The 19,845-nt window shown below is 34.9% G+C and carries 12 protein-coding genes; 9 read left to right on the top strand and 3 right to left on the bottom strand.

All coding sequences use genetic code 11. From position 1 onward, the window contains the following. Position 1: 1 nt before the first annotated feature. The 3 genes from UH7x_RS15910 to UH7x_RS15900 all read left to right on the top strand — a co-directional run bounded on the left by UH7x_RS15910 (position 2) and on the right by UH7x_RS15900 (position 3,733). Entirely contained in the window at positions 2-739 is a 738-nt protein-coding gene (locus tag UH7x_RS15910) for a LytR/AlgR family response regulator transcription factor (protein WP_482360910.1), read from the top strand. A gap of 203 nt (positions 740-942) precedes the next feature. Further along, positions 943-2,679, top strand: coding sequence for an Lcl domain-containing protein (locus UH7x_RS15905; protein WP_482360909.1), 1,737 nt, complete (start codon positions 943-945; stop codon positions 2,677-2,679). A 193-nt stretch (positions 2,680-2,872) separates the two neighbouring features. Then, on the top strand, positions 2,873-3,733 hold the full coding sequence (locus UH7x_RS15900) for an aminotransferase class IV (protein WP_482360908.1): 861 nt from the start codon (positions 2,873-2,875) through the stop codon (positions 3,731-3,733). A gap of 2 nt (positions 3,734-3,735) precedes the next feature. On the opposite strand, the gene UH7x_RS15895 is transcribed toward UH7x_RS15900, so the two are convergent. Both UH7x_RS15895 and UH7x_RS15890 read right to left on the bottom strand, forming a co-directional pair. Beyond that, positions 3,736-4,092: a pyruvate kinase gene (locus tag UH7x_RS15895; RefSeq protein WP_482360907.1), complete on the bottom strand. Its 357-nt coding sequence runs from the start codon at positions 4,090-4,092 to the stop codon at positions 3,736-3,738. Between the two features lie 158 nt (positions 4,093-4,250). Beyond that, entirely contained in the window at positions 4,251-6,794 is a 2,544-nt protein-coding gene (locus tag UH7x_RS15890) for a phosphocholine-specific phospholipase C (RefSeq protein WP_482360906.1), read from the bottom strand. 219 nt (positions 6,795-7,013) lie between these two features. Between UH7x_RS15890 and UH7x_RS15885 the strand changes: the two genes are divergently transcribed. The 6 genes from UH7x_RS15885 (at position 7,014) to UH7x_RS15860 (ending at position 12,267) form a co-directional block, all read left to right on the top strand. After that, a complete protein-coding gene (locus UH7x_RS15885; protein WP_482360905.1) occupies positions 7,014-7,151 on the top strand; it encodes a hypothetical protein in 138 nt (45 codons plus the stop codon). A 265-nt stretch (positions 7,152-7,416) separates the two neighbouring features. Beyond that, a complete protein-coding gene (locus tag UH7x_RS15880; protein WP_482360904.1) occupies positions 7,417-7,632 on the top strand; it encodes a hypothetical protein in 216 nt (71 codons plus the stop codon). A 19-nt stretch (positions 7,633-7,651) separates the two neighbouring features. After that, complete coding sequence (locus UH7x_RS15875) at positions 7,652-8,017, top strand: arsenate reductase family protein (protein ID WP_482360903.1); 366 nt, start codon at positions 7,652-7,654, stop codon at positions 8,015-8,017. A gap of 53 nt (positions 8,018-8,070) precedes the next feature. Next, a complete protein-coding gene (gene pta, locus UH7x_RS15870; protein WP_482360902.1) occupies positions 8,071-10,164 on the top strand; it encodes a phosphate acetyltransferase in 2,094 nt (697 codons plus the stop codon). A gap of 91 nt (positions 10,165-10,255) precedes the next feature. After that, complete coding sequence (locus UH7x_RS15865; protein WP_482360901.1) at positions 10,256-11,440, top strand: acetate/propionate family kinase; 1,185 nt, start codon at positions 10,256-10,258, stop codon at positions 11,438-11,440. Positions 11,441-11,526: 86 nt separating this feature from the next. Continuing rightward, positions 11,527-12,267, top strand: coding sequence for a tyrosine-protein phosphatase (locus tag UH7x_RS15860; RefSeq protein WP_482360900.1), 741 nt, complete (start codon positions 11,527-11,529; stop codon positions 12,265-12,267). 67 nt (positions 12,268-12,334) lie between these two features. Here the strand turns inward: UH7x_RS15860 and UH7x_RS15855 are convergent, their stop codons facing one another. Continuing rightward, the gene (locus UH7x_RS15855; protein WP_482360899.1) at positions 12,335-19,726 is read right to left on the bottom strand and encodes a malectin domain-containing carbohydrate-binding protein; all 7,392 of its coding nucleotides are present in this window, start codon (positions 19,724-19,726) and stop codon (positions 12,335-12,337) included. Positions 19,727-19,845 lie beyond the last annotated feature (119 nt).

Genomic DNA, 19,845 nt, shown 5'->3' with positions numbered 1-19,845 from the left:
TATGAAGGCATTACTTGTAGAAGATAAAGAACAGATTAGAGAAGGACTTAAACGGCTTTTGGAACTTTTAGAAATTAATATAGCTGTTGCGGGTGAATGTGCATCGGTAAAAGAAGCCGTTATAGTAGCAAAAGCCTGTAAACCTGATTTAATTTTTTTAGATATAAATTTAACTGATGGTACTGCCTTTGACTTTTTAGAGCAAACAGAAGGGCTATCATTTAAGGTTATCTTTATAACAGCATATGAAGAATATGCTCTAAGGGCCTTAAAAGCTGGTGCAGTTGATTATCTTTTAAAACCTGTTGATTTGGATGAACTTAAAATAGCACTTCAAAAGGTTTCTGGTTTGCCTGTTGCCCAACAAAGACAAAACATCAATACGGCAAAATCGGTTTGGAAGAACGATAACTCAAAATTAATTTTATCACTTCATAATAGCTTTCAAGTAATAGATTTTAATGATTTATTGTATTGTGAATCTGACAAAGGCTACACCACTTTTTATTGTAACGATGGTAAAAATCATTTGGTCTCTAAAACACTAAAGGAGTTTGAAGAACGATTGGTTATGGCAAATTTTGTTCGTCCGCATCAGTCATTTATGGTGAACTTAGAATTTATCGATAAATATGATAAGTCTGGTATTATTCATCTAAAAAACGGCATACAAATTCCGGTTTCTTCACGTAAAAAAGATGCCTTTGTTTCCGCTTTTCTGAATAAAAACAGGCAGTAATACTCATTTCTGTCCAATTTTCTTTTAATTTTTTCCATTTCTCTTAAACGAATATTGCGTTAAGTTTTACGCTTATTTGCCCTAATGTGCCGTAAATAAATCCCTCAATTACTGCAGTACTTCCACATGTTGAATTTTCGTTCTACTCAGGTAATAAAACAAATATAAGTTTAAACAACCTTAACCTTTATTAATTAAAAACCATGAAAAAAAATTTAAAATTAAACTACGTAATAACACTAGCATTCGTGCTTTCGATTTTCAGCTGTAATAATGACGATGATGAAGAAATTGTTACTCCTGAAATAGTCATTGAAAATTTAAGCGTAACTCTCGATGAAAACCTAATCAATGGACATACAATAGGTACGGTACAAACGAATAGTGACGAAACCTTAAATTTTACTATCTCTTCACAAACACCAACAGGAGCTTTAAATATAAATGAAAGTACTGGTCAATTATCAGTTGCGGATGCTGCATTATTTGACTTTGAAACCAACCCGGTGATAACTGCAACTATTTCAGTTGTCGGGACTACAAATACAGGTACAGTAACCATAACCCTTAGTGATTTAGACGAAACAAGCGTGCAAGATTTAACAGTTGATTTTGATGAGAATCCTACTAATGGTGATTCCGTTGGCACTATAAATGCAACTAGTAATGGAACATTAAGTTTTAGCCTAACAGATCAAACTCCAGCTGGTGCAATAGATATCAACACGAGTACAGGTGAACTAACAGTTGCTGATGCCGTTTTATTCGACTTTGAAGTCAACCCAGTAATTACCGCAACTATTTCTGTAGATAATTCTGGTAATATTCAAACCTCAACAGCTACTATTAACCTAAATAATATAAACGAATTAAGTGTAGAAGATTTAGAGGTTACTATGGATGAAAATCCAATAGACGGCCAAAATGTAGGTTCAATAGCAGCGGATGGCGATGGAAATGTAAGTTTTAGTATAGCATCTCAAACTCCATCTGGCGCCCTTTCTATTAATTCAAATTCAGGAGAATTAAGCGTTGTTGACCCTAATTTGTTCGATTTTGAAACAAACCCAATAATTACCGCAAATATTTCTGTAGATAATTCAGGAAATACCCTTATGACGTCAGCCACAATTAACTTAACTGATGTTGATGAAATTATGGTTCAAGATTTAAATGTCACTATTGATGAAAACCCCTTAACTGGTTCTACTATTGGAACTATAGCAGCCGCTGGAGTTGGAAATCTAACTTATACTATTACCTTTCAAAACCCAGTAGGAGCTTTTAATATAGATGAGAATACGGGGGAACTATCAGTAGCAGACGAAACCTTATTTGATTTTGAAAACAACCCTAATATGCTTGCAACTATTTCCGTAAACGATGGTGTATCATCGGTTTCTGTAAATGCTTTTGTAGACCTTAATGATGTACATGAGATAGGAGAATTTAAGTATGGAGGTGTCATTTTTTGGATAGATCCGGCATCAAATAATAGTAGTGGTTTGGTATGTGCTGTTACAGATCAGGGTACAAATGTAATATGGGGATGTCAAGGAACTTTTATATCAGGCACCTCACATGCGATAGGCAGTGGTGCATCTAACACTGCTATCATTGTTGCAGGTTGTACTACTTCAGGTATAGCCGCTGATATTGCTTCAAACACATCTATTAATGGCTTCTCCGATTGGTTTTTACCTAGTAGATCTGAATTGAACCAAATGTATTTGCAGAGAGCTATTATAAACGCGACAGCCATCGCTAATGGAGGGACAGAATTCATTGCTAATTCTAGCACTAGGTACTGGAGTTCTTCCGAATCGAATAACAATACCGCATGGTGTAAATATTTCATTAATGGAAATGATGCTGGATTAAATAAAAACTCCGGTGCTTACTTTCAGGCAAGAGTAGTAAGAGCTTTTACAGATTTTTAAAGATTAAAACTAGGCCACTTATGGGGACATACTATGAGTGGCTTCTTAGTTAAAAGATTTATGATAAAAGAATATTGCTAAAAGTTGAAGTAAAGTAACGAAATACATTTATTACTACATTGTCCATTTGCACGTTAAACGCTTGTTACTAATTATTTAACTTTGAGCAATCACTTACAAAACTCAATAAACCATGGCTTACTATCCTGAAAAAGTATATTTAAACGGTGAAATAATTCCTGCCAATAAAGCTAAAATATCTGTTTTCGATAGAGGGTTTTTATTTGGCGATGGAATCTACGAGGTAATGTTACAAATTGATGGTAGCTTTTTCTTCGGTCAAGAACACTTGGATAGACTTGCTGCATGTCTGCGAAAAATTAATATAGAATTTGATGTTACTACGCTTTCAGTAGCTCTTGAAAAACTACTTAAAGCCTCAAATTTAGTGGAGAAAAACTGTTTAGTTTATATACAAATTACGCGAGGAGTTGCACCTAGAAAGCATGCTTTTCCTACCGATATTGAACCAACGATATTGGCTTATGCACTACCTTTTATACCGCCCGAAATAAATAATAAGTCAATTTCGGTGGTCACACAAAAAGATTTTCGCTGGCATCGATGCGACATTAAAATGACATCGCTTCTAGGGAATGTAATGGCAAACGACATGGCTATAAAAAATGGACACTTTGAAACTGTCTTTTATAGGGATGGTAAAATTACAGAAGCTTCTCACTCTAATATCTTTTTTGTGAAAAATGAAATTGTTTACACCCATCCTGCAAATGAAAATATTTTAAATGGAATAACACGTGAGATTATAATTCAACTCTGTAAAGAAAATAATATAGCTATTCTAGAGGAAGCTATTTCTCAAGAAGACATATACCAAATGGATGAAGCATTCTTAACTGGGACGTCAACACAAATAGCTTCTATTAAAAAAATAGATGACCATTTGTATTATCATAAAAATGAAATTGGATACGTTACTAAAAAACTACAGCAACTCTTTTTGAATCTTAAAAACAATTATAACTCTTTATAAGACTAAGAGACTTTTTCAAGTTTCTTAAACTGATTATAAATTAACTGCTTCTCTTCTAAAGTAAATTCTTTTGCTTCAAACCAATCGTGGATAGCAATTTTTTGATTTTCTATTTGTGCATCTCGAATAGCTTTAAGAGAAACTAAATGCCAATGTACACCTTTTTTGCGTGCAACAGAATAGCCAATATTCTCCATTATATAAGAAATTCTTGGTCGATTATAAAGCCGAACGCCATTCTTTAAAATGGCTAACGTTTTTGTGAGTGTTACCACTTCCGAAAAGGAATACCTTGCAAAATCAGTAAAGCCATTTTGCTTTACATTATATAATTTATCTCCAATTTCTAATTCCTTCATACAAACTTAAAGTCCGTAAAAATAATAGGAGTTTTATCCTAAAAAAAAGAAGTGTTTTACTAGTTATTAACAAAGAACACGTGCTCATAATTTCAATAGACAATGAGCATTGATTACCAATTAATTATGAATATATATTCATAATTATAAAAAGGTTTTTAAATTGTTATTCTTCCCATAAATGGATCACTTTTAGTAGGTTTTCCTGTCTCTACACGCCCCGCATATCGTTGTTCAAATTCAGAGTTTCCTTTAAACTTAACTGTGAAATCGTACCAACCATAACTTTCTTTTGTGTTGACAACCACTATTTCTATAGCACCTTTTTTGATTTTAATCATTTTTGAAGGGGTATTGTATGCCTTATCTTCTACAACTAAAGTAATGTCTTTTCTTGCTGAAGTATTAGAAATTTTTAATGCTATGTTTCCAGTAGGTTTTTTTATAAATCCTCTCTTTGTTTGATACTCGCAAATAACTTTCAATTGAGAATTTTCGGTACCGCTCTTAAACTGCCTATAGAATCCATTTGGTCCATATACTTTTAAATGATAGCCATTACCCTCAAAATTTTCCAATGGCCAATGATATGTTAGCTTATCTCCTTTTTTTACTGCAATTGGCCACGTTTTAACAGGTGAAAATTTAGAGTCCCCATCCGATGTTTTCTGTAAATAATTATCAGGTGCATAAACATTAAAAGGAGCTCCCAGAGCCGTGTCACCAAAAAATTCATCCGCCGCATTAAATGATATCTCGAAAGTTTTTTTGTCAGCATTCACCGTACCATTTGCATACAATTGGTAAGCTAAGGCACAAGAATTCCGTATACCTGGTTCTTGTTGTGACATAAAAGAAGTATTATATAAATCTTTTTTCGCTGCAGCTATTTCTGAGGCCGAAAGCGGACCGAAACTCTTAGGAAGTTCTTTAAAACTCGCATTATAAACCTCTTGCATAAATTGTTTTCTATCTACAGATTTGGGTAAATCAATATCTTCACCATTGTATGGCCTAAATCCCGATGATAGATTACCACTAACCGCCCTGCGCCAACTGCTAATATTTGTTTCCTTTATTGCTTTTCCTGTTTTCTTGCTTAGAAACTTTTCCAAAAACATTAACGTGGAAGTAATATCACAAACTTCAGAATTTACCCATCCGCCTTTAGTCCATGGTGAAGCAATTACCATAGGCACGCGATACCCGAGCCCCATAGGACTCTCTCTGGCATCTTGGCTATCCATATCTTTTGCTAATTCTTGTTCTAAAGTTGCGAATTCTTCTGAAGTATCTAGACCTTCTGAAACCGCATTTTTATCTTTAGGATTTGGAGCTACAAAAGGAGGTATATGATCAAAATAACCATCATTTTCATCATAAGTTAATACGAAAATCGTCTTTTTCCATACCTCAGGGTTCTTGGTAAGAATATCTAATACTTCAGATACGTACCAAGCTCCATACCAAGGAGCACTCGGATGATCCGAAAATTTCTGCGGTGCTGCCAGCCATGAAACCGCGGGTAAATTACCTTGATCTACATCTTTTCTAAATTGATGTAAAATATCACCTTTCGGAACCTTAAGTGTTCGCTCAGTACCATTATCATCATAAGTATATGTTTCGGTTTTATGATAATCTGAATCTCCGATATTGGTTGTAAATGCCTTTTTGTGCAAATTCTTTTCAAGATCTGATAGTTTTTCAAAATTCTCTGGACTCCAGGTTTCTAATAATTCGTTGGCTTGTTTTATTTGCTCTTCTTTCTTAAGTAATTCTTCTTCTAGTATTGCTATATCTTCTTTAGGTTCTTCAGCTAGTTCTTGTTTTAAATTCCTAATTTCTGAAGGAAGCTCGTTCAATCGTTTTTTCAGATATTCCTGAAACCCATAGCTGTAACGCACATTGTATTGTGAATACCATTCTAAATTGTTATCAGTGAAATTTGCTAATAAAGATGAATCTTCTACATTAGTCGGTAAGCTAATTTCGTTTTGATATACACGCCACGAAATATCGTTTTCTTCCAATCGTTCGGGGAAGGTCTTCCAATGGGCTTCATTGCCATAAGTAACTTCAGAATTACGAACACAAGGTTTCGTTTGTTCGCTATCCCATGATTTACCTGTCCAAAAATAATTTCTATTGGTTGTAGTCCCTGTTAATGCTGCGCAAAAATGTTGGTCAAAAACAGTAAAAGCATCTGCAAAAGCATAATAAAAAGGAAGATCTTCGCGAGTATAATGGCCCATTGTAAAAGGAAAATCACCATGCTCGTCGTCCATTTTTTTGGCATTCAACCATTCATCGTACTTACCTTCGTTTCGGGCATCTACTTGACTTTCCCATGAATGTGGTAAGTCACCCATCCAAGTGGCTTGAGTGTCCTTCATATTCAATCGAAAAGGGACAAAGGTTTTACCATTCTTATTCTGTTGTAACCATACAGGAATTTTATTAGGTAATGTAATAGCTCTAGGGTCATTATAACCACGAACGCCTTGTAAAGTTCCAAAGCAGTGGTCGAAAGAGCGGTTTTCTTGCATTAGAAAAACGACATGTTCAGCATCGTAGAATGTTGTTCCATTTTCAGGATCAATTTCTAATGCCCTTTGTATGGAAAAAGGCATGCCCGAAGTTAGGCTCATTCCACCTGCTAAAAGGCCTGCTTTTTTTAAAAAATCTCTTCTTGAATCCATGTATTTCTTATAATAATTACTTGTATGATTGCACTACTAAAAGTAGAAAGGAAATTTATTTGAATGAAATTTTCTCTAACGAATTTTAAACTTAAAAAGAGAATTTTTGTTTTATTTATAAATGACCAAAGACCATGTCAAATCAATTGTATTGTGACAATTATCATATTTTGATATGCTACTACATCATAAATTTGAAGAAAAATAAATATCCTTATTATGATATCACTAACCTTACCTCTTGTTAACTATGGATATGGCGTTATTTTGATTGCCATTTTCGGAGTAGTATGTTTAGCGCTTGTACTTATTGTGCTCAACTTAATGAAAAATGATAAAAAGAAGCAGGAGGAGTAGATTTTTCTATAACATCATTTTTATTTAACAATTAAGACCATAACAGTAAAAAACAAAAGTTATTCAATAATTGATTTAGCTTAAATAATGGGTAACTTACGATAGTTATGATTAGTAATTTGTTAGCAATGATAAAGGAACTACGAGAATTAAAGTTATCCTGACGATGTTGTTTTTATCGTATACTAGAACAACAGCATATTTTAATTGTTATATATGATATTGTATTGCGAAAATTAATATTTAATTATTAAAAAAGTAAAAGATGAAAAGTCTACATAAAATACTAAATGAGATAACAAAACTTACAACCGATATTGAAACTAACTACCCAGAATTATATCGTTCGTTAGACGAAAACCCTATGACCTTACCTATGAGTCAGCATCCGCATATGGATAAAATAGTAATGCAAGAATATCTTGAGAGTCTAAAACAGTTATTAGAGCATTATTTAGACGAGCATAAATCCAACAATTGATAATATTAAAACAAAAGGTATGGGCGTTATAGGAACAGCAGATTCACTAATAACTTTATATTATAGTTCAAAGTCTGTACGAGCAAAACAAACTTTAGCCTATGCAAAGAGTGAAGGCTTGCCAATTAATGAAGTTGATATTCTTAAAACGGAATTGACTGGGACGCAAATTGCAGAACTTGCAGAACGGCTGAAAATAAAGATTGAAGATTTAGTGAACCAAGAACATCCTTCATATAAAAAACACTTTGAGCATCACGATTTTTCTTCAGACGATTGGATAAAAATGATTCGACATAATCCTGAAATTATGAAACAGCCGATTGCCTTAAGAGGTGATAAAACCATTTTAGTAGAAACCCCGACGGACATTATTAAAATATAATCATTGTTATAGGCATCCCCCTTTATCTTTGACATTAGATTCACAAAAATAACATGAGTAAAGCAATTTATATAGCCACAACAGAACCTGATAGTGGAAAATCGATAGTATCATTAGGCTTAATGCAACTTCTACTTGGTAAGGCCGCCAAAGTGGGTTATTTCCGACCAATAATAGATGATATAAAAGGAAGTCAAATAGATGGCCATACCAGAACAATAACCTCTTACTTTAATCTCGATATTAAATATGAAGATGCCTATGCATTTATGCGCTCCGAGGTTATTAAAATGAAAAATGAAGATCGCGATGAGGAAATTATAAGTAAGATTATTGAAAAATATAAAGCGATAGAAGAGCGATTCGATTTTGTACTTGTTGAAGGTACAAGTTTTACTGGGGAAGGAAATATAATTGAATTTGATATTAATGTTGTTGTTGCCAAAAATCTAGGAATACCTGCAATATTACTTGCCAGTGGTGTTGGTAAAACTTTAGAGGGATTAATCGGTAATTTGCAAATTGCTTACGATTCTTTTAAAGATAAAGGCGTAAACGTATTGGCAGTAATTGGCAATAAAGTACAGCCTGAAAATCTAGATTTGGTTATTGATGGATTAAAAAAACAATTACCAAAATCAGTTTTAGTTAATGCAATCCCCTTAAACACTACACTATCCAATCCTTCAGTAAAAGAAATTAAGGACTCTTTAAATGGAAAAATTCTTTTTGGAGAAACTTATATAAACAATCAAGTAGATGGATTTAGTGTAGGTGCTATGCAACTTAGAAATTACCTAGTTCACTTGAAAGAAAATGGACTCGTAATAACGCCAGGTGATCGCGCTGATATTATTTTAGGAGCGTTACAGGCTAATATTTCTGCGAATTATCCAGCAGTTTCTGGTATAGTTCTTACAGGTGGAATTACTCCTGAAGATTCTATCTGTAAATTAATAGAAGGTTTATCTGATGTTGTACCTATAATTTCTGTGGATCTCGGAACGTTTGCCATTGCCAATAAAATAGGTGCCATAAAATCTCGTATGTACGCCGAAAATATAGAGAAGATTCAAACATCAATAAGTGATTTTGAAAAATATGTCTCAACAGATAAACTAGCGGAAAGCTTAATTACGTTTAATGCTGAAGGCATAACACCACGAATGTTTCAATATAATCTTCTTAAAAGAGCTAGGACTCATAAAAAGCATATTGTCCTACCCGAAGGCACAGATGAGCGAATTTTAGAAGCCGCTAAAAAATTAACAGAAATTGATGCCGTACAGATTACTTTGCTCGGTGATAAAAATAAGATTACCCAACAAATAAAAAATTTAGAAATAGATATAGACCTTAAAAAGGTAAATATTATAAATCCAGTGGAATCGTCATATTTCGAGGATTATGCCACTACCCTATTCGAAATTCGAAAACATAAGAATGTTGATATGATAATGGCTCGCGACCTTATGGAAGATGTTTCTTATTTCGGTACGATGATGGTGTACAAAGGTCATGCAGATGGTATGGTTTCTGGGGCAGTACATACTACGCAACATACAATTTTACCCGCTTTACAATTCGTAAAAACAAAACCAAATGTCTCGTTAGTGTCCTCTGTATTTTTTATGTGCCTGCCCGATAGGGTTGTAGTTTTCGGCGATTGCGCTATTAACCCTAACCCCACTGCTGAACAATTAGCAGAAATTGCAATTTCTTCTGCAGATACAAGTTCTGCATTCGGAATTGAGCCACGTATTGCTATGCTTTCATATTCCTCTGGCTCTTCCGGAATTGGGGAAGATGTAGACCGAGTTCGAAAGGCGACTGAATTAGTAAAACAAAAAAGACCTGAATTAAAGATTGAAGGCCCCATTCAATACGATGCTGCCGTAGATTTAAAAGTAGGGTTAAGTAAACTGCCCGATTCGCAGGTTGCTGGTAAAGCAACAGTATTTATTTTCCCTGATCTTAATACTGGCAATAATACATATAAAGCAGTACAACGAGAAACAAATGCCTTAGCTATTGGTCCAATGTTACAAGGATTAAATAAACCTGTGAATGACTTAAGTCGTGGCTGTACAGTAGACGATATTTTTAATACTGTGGTGATAACAGCAATACAAGCAGAAGGCTTATAGTTTTGTATTTTGCAAGCCTAGATTCTTACAAAGAGTTTTAGTGTGGTTAGATACTAAACCTTTAATCAGTTATTCAAAAAAACCAACCATAATGCACACATTAATTATAAACGCTGGAAGTTCCTCAATAAAATTTCAGCTCATTCTTATGCCTAATGAAAAGGTCATTTGTTATGGAATGGTAGAGCGTATAGGATCTGACAATTCGGTATTGACCTATAAATCAGAATCTACAGAATTAGAAAAAGTTCAAGCTATAGCAACACATAAAGATGCTCTGCACGAAATAGCTAACCTTTTACTCGATAGCAAAATAGGAGCTATAAAAAATCCTAAAGATATTGACGCAGTCGGACATCGCGTAGTTCATGGAGGTGATTATTTCGTTGAAACTGCATTAATTACGGAAACAGTAAAAGAAAAAATTAAAGAATTTGCACCATTAGCACCCTTACACAATCCACATAATTTAGAAGGAATTATTATTTCAGAATTGCTTTTCCCTGATGCAAAACAGATTGCAATTTTTGATACAGCTTTTCATCATACCATTCCAAAAATAGCAAAAAAATATGCCATACCTAACGAATTTTATGATAAGTATAAGATTCAAATTTATGGTTTTCATGGTACCAGTCATAAACATGTTTCTGAAATAGCAATTGATTATTTAAAGAAAGAAAGTTCTAAAATCATATCCATTCATTTAGGTAATGGCTGTAGTGCTACGGCAATTTTAAATGGAATAAGTATGGACCATTCCTTAGGGTTTGCTCCTGGTAATGGTTTAATAATGGGCTCTAGAAGTGGTGATATAGATCACTCAATAATATTCTATCTCATCAATACTTTGGGTTATGAATTAGAAGAAGTTAATCAGTTACTAACCAAAAAAAGTGGTATGTTAGGATTAACAGGTTATAGTGACTTACGTGACATACAAAACGCAGCTGAAAAGGGTAATAAAGAATGTTTGCTAGCCCTTGAGATGAACGCATATCGAATTAAAAAATATATTGGTGCGTATACGGCTGCGATGAACGGGTTAGATGCCATAATATTTACTGCTGGTATTGGGGAGAACTCACATGTTTTAAGAAAGATCGTTTGTACCGATATGGATTATATGGGTATAGAATTGGATTACGAAAAAAATGAAACTAGATCTAATTCTCTACGTGAGATAAATTCAAAAGTTTCTAAAATTAAAATATTAGTAATACCAACTAATGAAGAATTAGAGATTGCTAAACAGGTGTTCGATAAACTGAGTTAATTGTATTCACCACTATTAACGCAATACTAAAAGCAACTTATTAAAGTTTAACTTTGAAGTATTATTTTTGCATTCAAATTTATTACATGCTCCAATTTTTTAATAAGAAAAAATTCTTAATCGATTACCTAGATGGTTTTGTTGATATACATAATCATATTCTTCCAGGAATAGATGATGGGGCTAAAACAGTTGACGATTCGCTAGAATTAATAAAGGCTTTCTCAGATTTTGGCTGTAATTCGTTTATTGCTACTCCGCATATAATGCATAATTATTATCCTAATGATATCGTTTCGATAACAACAGCTCACGATCTGTTAAAGAATGCCTTAGCCATGTCTAATATGAATGATATACGTTTAGAGGCCGCTGCTGAGCATATGATTGATTCCAACTTCGAGGATATTTTAGAGAAGGGTCAAGTGATGCCGCTTTCTAAGTTTTACATATTAATTGAGATGTCTTACTTACAAGCATCTATTAATTTTGATAATTCGGTACAACTAATTTCTGAAAATCGTTTATTTCCAATATTAGCACATCCAGAACGGTATGTTTTTCTTCATAATAAGAAGAAAAAGTATCGAAAATATAAAGATCAAGGAATATTATTTCAACTAAACCTTTTATCTCTTTCTGAATTCTATGGAAAAGAAGTGCAAAAAATGGCTCATAAATTACTAGAAGACGACCTTTTTGATTTTGTCGCCTCTGATGTACATAATATGAATCAAATCAATGCTCTAAAAGCCATGCGACTTTCAAATAAAACACTTGAGCTATTGCAACCTATTATCGAAAAAACAGTTGCAAATTTTTCTTAAACTAATTGTACTTCATTTAAACCTGAATTCACTATGAATAGTGAGAATTCAGATTATTAATATAAAATTATTCAGGTTTTACAACCAATCGTTTTTGTAAGCTTTCTCCTTTATTATCAACTGTTTTAATAATGTAAGCACCTTGTTGATAGGTGTTAACATCAATGGTATATGCATTGCCCGTTTTTATGGTGTTAGCGTTGTACGAGTTCACGAGTCTACCAATCATATCAAATACCAAAACTTGTTTAATTTCAATTGGTTTTTCAAAGCTTAGGGTAACATATATGCTTGCTTGATTTGGATAAAGTAACATTTTGTTGCTTGATTGTTTGCTCTCAACTATTGATTTTAATGATGAACCGCCATTTGTTTCCAAAATTTCAATCGCATTTATAATAGGGTGACGAGTACCACCATCCGATGCCAATGATGAAAAATCTATATCTAATTCTCCATCAGTTACTGTGACTAAATGCGCCTTAATTAACATATTATCTGCACCTACAGCTTCATAAACATCTAAATTATTTTCAACTAATTCTCCTTCTAATAGCACATCAAAAACTCTGCTACCTACGCCACCAGAACCACCACCAGTTGCGCCAAACCAAACTTCTGCAAAATGTAATCTTACGGTATATGAACCATTTGACAATGGAATATTATACCCCATCCGCTGTGTTCTACTATAACGAATACTACTATGTGGCTGTGGTAATCCTGTTTGTGGCCTATTTAAAGTGTTACCTGTATCAAAATACGAATCAGCAACAAAAACTTCTCCATTGTAATTTATTTCTGAACCTCCCGCATTTATTCGTAATGCAAAATTATTTGAAACGGGTTCGGCCAAAACAGTCACTGAAACTTCATCGTAAACTGATTCAGACTCATCATCTGTAACTGTTAATCGGAATATATAATCTCCTTCTACAAGATTTGAAGTATTTAGATTTGGTGTCGAACTCCCTGTTAATGTGGCTGTAGCTGGTCCACTTGTTTGTGACCATAAAAAAGTAACCGTACCACCATCTGGATCACTACCTGTACCGTTTAAACTTATACTTGATGTAGGCAGAGTAATGATCTGATCTTCCACAAGATCCATATTAGGTGCTGCATTATTTGAAGTCTGACCTAAAATCTCAATAGCATTAATTATAGGATGGCGATTTCCTCCTACTGCTGCTATTGATGAAAAGTCTATGTCTAAATTTCCGCCAGTTACATTTACCGGGTGAGATTTTATTAAAACGACATCGGGCCCTACTTGACTATATACATCAAGATTGTCTTCTGCCAACTGACCTTCTAAACTAACATCAAAAATTCTACTACCTACTCCCCCAGAACCACCACCGGTAGCTCCAAACCATACTTCTGCAAAATATAGTTTTACGGTGTATTCTCCATCAGGCAATGGAATGTCATACTCCATCTGTTGGGAAGGACTGTAGCGTATACTGCTAAAAGGTTGTGACAATCCGGTCTGGGGTCTGTTTAGAGTATTTCCAGTATTGTAATAATTATCTGATTCAAAAATATCCCCATTATACGTCACTTCTGAACCCCCAGTATTTATACGCAGTGCGAAATTACTTATTGTCGGTTCTGGTAAAACAGTAACTTTAACTTCATCATAAGCTGTGTCTTCCTCATCGTCGGTAACGGTTAATCGGAAAACATAATCACCTTCTGCAAGATTTGAAGCTATAATAGTTGTGGCTGTACTTCCGGATATTATTGCAGTAGATGGGCCACTTAATTGTGTCCATAAAAAAGTAACTGGACCTCCATCGGGATCACTTCCAGAACCGCTTAAAGTTATGCTTGATGTTGGCAAGGTAATAATCTGATCTTCCATAAGATCCACAATAGGTTGCTGTGTGCCTATTGTTTCGGGCAATACAGTGACTTTCACCTGCTTATACGCTGTGTCTTCCTCATCGTCAGTAACTGTCAATCGGAAAACATAATCTCCTTCTACAAGATTTGAAGTATTTAGATTTGGTGTCGAACTCCCTGTTAATGTGGCTGTAGCTGGTCCACTTGTTTGTGACCATAAAAAAGTAACCGTACCACCATCTGGATCACTACCTGTACCGTTTAAACTTATACTTGATGTAGGCAGAGTAATGATCTGATCTTCTATAAGATCCACTAGTGGTGTCGCGCTATTCGAAGTTTGACCTATAATTTCGATTGCGTTGATAATCGGATGACGAGTACCACCTACTGAAGCTAATGATGAAAAGTCAATATCTAATATACCACCGGTTACATTTACGGTATGGGTTTTTACTAATAGTGCATCAGCTCCTGCTTGGTCAAAAACATCAAGATTATCCTCTACCAATTGACCTTCAATATTTACATCAAAAACTCTACTACCAACTCCACCAGAGCCACCACCAGTAGCACCAAACCAGAGCTCTGCAAAATAGAGCTTTACGGTATAATCTCCATCGTCCAAAGGAATATCATATGACATTTCTTGAGAACGACTAAAACGCATACTGCTATTTGGCTGATCTAAGCCTGTTTGGGGTCTATATAATACACTCCCTGTGTTATAATAATTATCTGCTTCGAATATATTTCCGTTGTTACTTACCTCTAATCCACCTGTGTTTAATCGCAAAGCAAAATCGCCTAAAACGGGTTCTGGTAAAACGGTAACTGTAACTTCAGCGTAAGCTGAGTCTTCCTCATCGTCGGTAATAGTTAATCGAAATAAATAGTTGCCTTCTATAAGATTAGATACCTCAAGATTTGATGAAGTACTTCCTGTTATTGTTGCCGTATTTTCACCACTTTCTTGTGTCCATAAAAAATTAACGGAACCTCCGTCTGGGTCACTTCCAGATCCTGTTAAAGTAATACTTGATGTAGGTAAGGTTATGATCTGATCTTCTATAAGATCTACAATTGGATTACTTTTCGTGACTATGCTCGTATTCTCGAAAATTCGTGGAATAATATTGCTCCAGCCAATGGAAACGATGTCCAAATCACCATCATTGTCAATATCCACAACTTGAGCCCCATTATGATGGTCAAATCCATTACCACTTTCTTCAATCGTTTTTCTTATCCATGTTCCTGAATTACATAAATCGTTTTGAAAAACAATTAAACGATGGCCACCTCTCCATTCACCAACGATAATATCTTTATCGCCATCAAAATCTATATCTGCAGCAAACACGCTTAAACTTCCATTAATATCGGTTGCTAAAATATGTTTTGTCCAATTCTGAGTAGGATTGGCTGGTGCCTCGAACCATGCAAATTCCGTTTTAGCAGGGTCATCTGTTTGTATTCCTAATTGACCTACAACAGCATCTAAATCACCGTCACCATCAAAATCTGCTAACTGCGCCCTATCAGGTGTAGAAACATAAGATAGTCCGGTTGAAAAAGTAGTGAAATTACCGTTACCTTCATTTCTTAGCCAATTGCTAGATTGAAATAAATCTAAATCGCCATCTCCATCTATATCACCTTTTATTATATCCTCTCCTAGTGAATCTGGACTAAGATCAGTTAGCGTCCAAGGCATATTGACTGGGTCGCTAGGAACACTTAATATTTGTACTGGCGAATTATCACTTTCAGCACCATTCCATGTAATCACCAACTGATATGGTCCATTAGACTGAAAAACACCTCCGGCAATACCGGATATAAGAGGTTCCCAATATGTCGTTTGTACATTTTCTGAAGGGATGTTCGTGTGAATTGTAAAACTTCCAGAGCCATCATTTTCTGCCCAAGCCATATCAACACCTTCATAGGTACCTTGAGTTCCAAACAAATCCATATCACCATCACCATCAAAATCATGTGCAAACGCAATATTATTCATAGGTGCGCCAACGGTGTTTTTAATCCAATCACCAGATGCCGCACCAGGGTTTTTATACCACCAAGCTCCCGTAATAATATCTTTTAAGCCATCTCCGTCAATATCCTCATTTGGTATAATATACACATGTCGATATGGAAGTTCTTCGTTATCAATTTCATGGACTTGCCAGTTTTCCGGAAATACTCCAGAATTACAAACATTCTGTGTTCTTACATTTACCGCTACTTCATCGTAAATACCTGTAGGTACATGCCCTGCTTCATATAGTTCTAAGCGTATGGTATGCGTGCCCAAACTTAAATCATCAAAAATTATAGGGTCATAGCTATAATGAGGGCCAACCATAACACCATCAATATAATAATGCATATGGGTACTACCTTCTTGAATTTCCCAATTTTGAGTGCTAAAAGAAACATTAAATGGCAGATTTACATCTGCCCCATTTGCTGGCGAATTCACGTTAATTGTTGGAGCTACATTGAATGCATCTACAGTTAATATTTCTATTGACGAGACCTTCGGATTTTCAACTACTGATGAGAATTGTATTGTAGCAAAACCATCTGTTACCGAAACATTATCAAAATCTTTAATTAAAGCCGTTGCCGGAGAAACTTCAGATAAAATATCGAAATCAATTAAAACCGGATTACCTTCTATGCTCACATTAAATACTCTTGAGCCTTCACCACCTGCTGTATTCCCAACTCCGAAATATAGTTCAGCAAAATGTAAACGAATATCATATTCACTCGCAATTGGAATAGGAATTTCATAGGTGAAATTACCATATCGTTCAGTTTGATATAGTAGGTCATCACTTGTATTTCCAATAGCTATACTCCTATTATATAAGCTGCCACCAGTACTAAATGAATCTGCTGCGTAAGTTGTACTGCTTACTGTTATTTCACCACCACCTACATTAATTCTTACTGGGCTGAATACGGATAGCGGATAACTTGTTTGGTCTATTGAAAGCCCTGCTAAGTTCTGCACATTACTAATTGACACTTCATAATTAGCATCAGTATTAATTGGTGAATGTGTTAAAATCACTGTTCGATTATCAGATTGCAGCACTACTGAAGATACTGATATACCATTATTTATACTATAATATGCGGTTTGCTCTGCTGTTGATTCACTTACATATTCCGAGAATTTAATACTGGTTGAAGTGCTATTGATGGACGTTAATTCGTTTACTTCTGGTGGCGAATTATCAGTTGAAACACCAGTGCCTATAAACTCAATATAATTAAGGTCAAAAATATCTTGTTGCCCTGAAGAACTCTTAAAAACAAAATACAAATCGTGTTTACCACCTGGATCAACAAAAGTTGATTCTACATCAAGCCAGGTACTGGTACTTCCAGTGGCAGGAATATTTGTGGTTGTTAAAAGTTGACCTGTTGGACCATCAATTCTAAATTCAATACTACCTCCTTGCAAGGAAGTTGCAACCCTATATTTAACCGTATTTATATTTAAAAGATTTCTACCTTCAAAAGAAATATGATCATTATTATCAACTCGTATTACTTCACTTCCACCACCTGCAGCATCTGTATTGGCAATTTTACTTACCCCAGTACTCGTTGAATAAAATTCAGCTTCTTTCCGTTTGGGATGTAATATTATTTGGTCAAAGGCAGTTAGCCCGCCTAGGTCTGTATAATTTGCATTTAACACATAGAAAATATCCATTTCTCCATCAGTATCATGTGACCCAGGATTCAAGGTTAAGTTTTCCGAACAAGCGTTCAATGTTGCACCATCATGAAAATGATTCAAATGTCCTAAAGATGGAATTACATTAACATCATTGCAATCAATTCCGTTTGAAACAGTTCCATCTTCAATATCAGACACTTCTAAATCGAAAGTTACATCATCATTCCAATTCATAAACCCGCCATCGACAGGAGAATTAAAACTAAAAGTAGCGGAATTGTTACCGGCATGTATACTGATGTTTTGAACACCAACTCCACCATTACCATCATCAACTTTTAATTGTGTTGTAAACGTTCCCTCCGAAGTGAATGTGAAGTTTGGGTTTTCAATTGTCGAATCAACTATTCCATCGGATTGAAAATCCCATTCATATGAAAATGGCATGTCCCCATCTTGATCATAAGTTCCTTCACTTGAGAAATTTACGGTTAATGGCAAAGATCCACTGGTAATATTACTATTAATTGTTACCACCGGAGGTGTGTTAGAGATAACACCAGTGTAATCCACTCGAATTAATTTTCCCGTGCCCACATTAGATGGGCAACAACCTGTTCCGTAAGCTAAGAGGTACATGTGCCCATCTGGGCCAATTTCCATATCAATAAACCCATTTGAAGAACTCGGAAAAACTGAAGGTGCGAGTTGATTATTGCTGACAATTGCGCCATTGGCATCCATTTTTACAGCCCATATCTTACTTGTATTAAAATCATAATAGAAGAAAGCTTCATTGAATTCTACTGGTAGTCTTTGCTGATCCGTAAGAGTTCCATCATGATAATAACGCGGACCTGCCAAATAGCATTCAGCAGGAAATTCTATCCATGCAGGTTGAGCTGCCGGTAAGTTAGTAAGTCCTGTATTGAAATTGGATGTATTTTCTGGAGCCGCTGGGTCATTAAAATAAGGAGATGGAGTTCGATATATTACTTGATATGCATCATTATCAGCACCTGAAAAATAAGGCCAACCAAAATTACCAGCTTGTTTAACAAGGTTGATTTCATCTAAACCTTCGGGGCCTAGTGTTGCACTTGCCGAATTAGCATCAGGTCCAACCTCTCCCCAAAATAACCAATCAGAATTTAATTCATCTACAAAAATTCGATAGGGATTTCGCGCACCCATGACGTATATTTCTGGCATTGTATTTGCCGTTCCTACTGGAAATAGATTTCCGGAAGGTATGGAATAAGTACCATTCGATAGTGGTGTTATTCTAAGTATTTTACCTCTTAAATCGTTTGTATTTGATGAACTTTTTTCAGCACTGTTCTCATTTTCAGTTTGACTCATTTTACTATAGCCACCATGATTTGTATTATCTCCTGTGGCAATATAGAGATTGCCTTGGGAATCAAATTGCATGTCTCCGCCAGAATGATAACTTAAAATTCTTTGTGTCTCCCAGTCTAATAATGCAACTTCTGAATTTAATTGGAGGATATCACCGTTCATAGTAAAACGGGAAACCCTATTTTTATTTTCGGCTAATACAGAATAATGTAAATAAATAAAACCGTTAGAGCTAAAATTAGGATCAAATGCAATACCCAACAAACCATCTTCAAATTCATGATAAACTGGTATTGTACCAGCAGAAACTGAAAGCTGTGAATTGGGTTTGTAAATTATGATTTCACCATAACGGTCTAAAATAAAGATACGTCCATCTGGCGCAAACCGCATTGTAGTGCTATTAGATAAACCAGTGAGTAATTCAACCTTTTGGAAGGAGTCTGGTAATTGCGCACTAACTGAAATACTACAAAGAAGTAATAATGTTAGATAAAGTAACTTCGAAACAAGTTTGTATTTTCCTCCCATGTAATAAATCATTAAGATATAATATTTTCAAATTAATGATGACGGATATAATTAAATTGAAACAATTACTAAAGTATGTACCCCGAAAACTGGGAGTTCTTTTAGTGATATCAACAAAATTAATAATGGGG

The sequence above is a fragment of the Aurantibacter sp. UH7 genome (genome assembly GCF_056839165.1).
Note: the sequence above shows the minus strand (reverse complement) of the source record. Positions and strands in the feature narration are given on the sequence as shown.

Coding starts and splice junctions, on each gene's coding strand:
- UH7x_RS15905 (WP_482360909.1), top strand. CDS start 943: ATGAAAAAAAATTTAAAATTAAACTACGTAATAACACTAGCATTCGTG.
- UH7x_RS15855 (WP_482360899.1), bottom strand. CDS start 19,726: ATGATTTATTACATGGGAGGAAAATACAAACTTGTTTCGAAGTTACTT.
- UH7x_RS15895 (WP_482360907.1), bottom strand. CDS start 4,092: ATGAAGGAATTAGAAATTGGAGATAAATTATATAATGTAAAGCAAAAT.
- UH7x_RS15865 (WP_482360901.1), top strand. CDS start 10,256: ATGCACACATTAATTATAAACGCTGGAAGTTCCTCAATAAAATTTCAG.
- UH7x_RS15900 (WP_482360908.1), top strand. CDS start 2,873: ATGGCTTACTATCCTGAAAAAGTATATTTAAACGGTGAAATAATTCCT.
- UH7x_RS15880 (WP_482360904.1), top strand. CDS start 7,417: ATGAAAAGTCTACATAAAATACTAAATGAGATAACAAAACTTACAACC.
- UH7x_RS15910 (WP_482360910.1), top strand. CDS start 2: ATGAAGGCATTACTTGTAGAAGATAAAGAACAGATTAGAGAAGGACTT.
- UH7x_RS15860 (WP_482360900.1), top strand. CDS start 11,527: ATGCTCCAATTTTTTAATAAGAAAAAATTCTTAATCGATTACCTAGAT.
- pta (WP_482360902.1), top strand. CDS start 8,071: ATGAGTAAAGCAATTTATATAGCCACAACAGAACCTGATAGTGGAAAA.
- UH7x_RS15890 (WP_482360906.1), bottom strand. CDS start 6,794: ATGGATTCAAGAAGAGATTTTTTAAAAAAAGCAGGCCTTTTAGCAGGT.
- UH7x_RS15875 (WP_482360903.1), top strand. CDS start 7,652: ATGGGCGTTATAGGAACAGCAGATTCACTAATAACTTTATATTATAGT.
- UH7x_RS15885 (WP_482360905.1), top strand. CDS start 7,014: ATGATATCACTAACCTTACCTCTTGTTAACTATGGATATGGCGTTATT.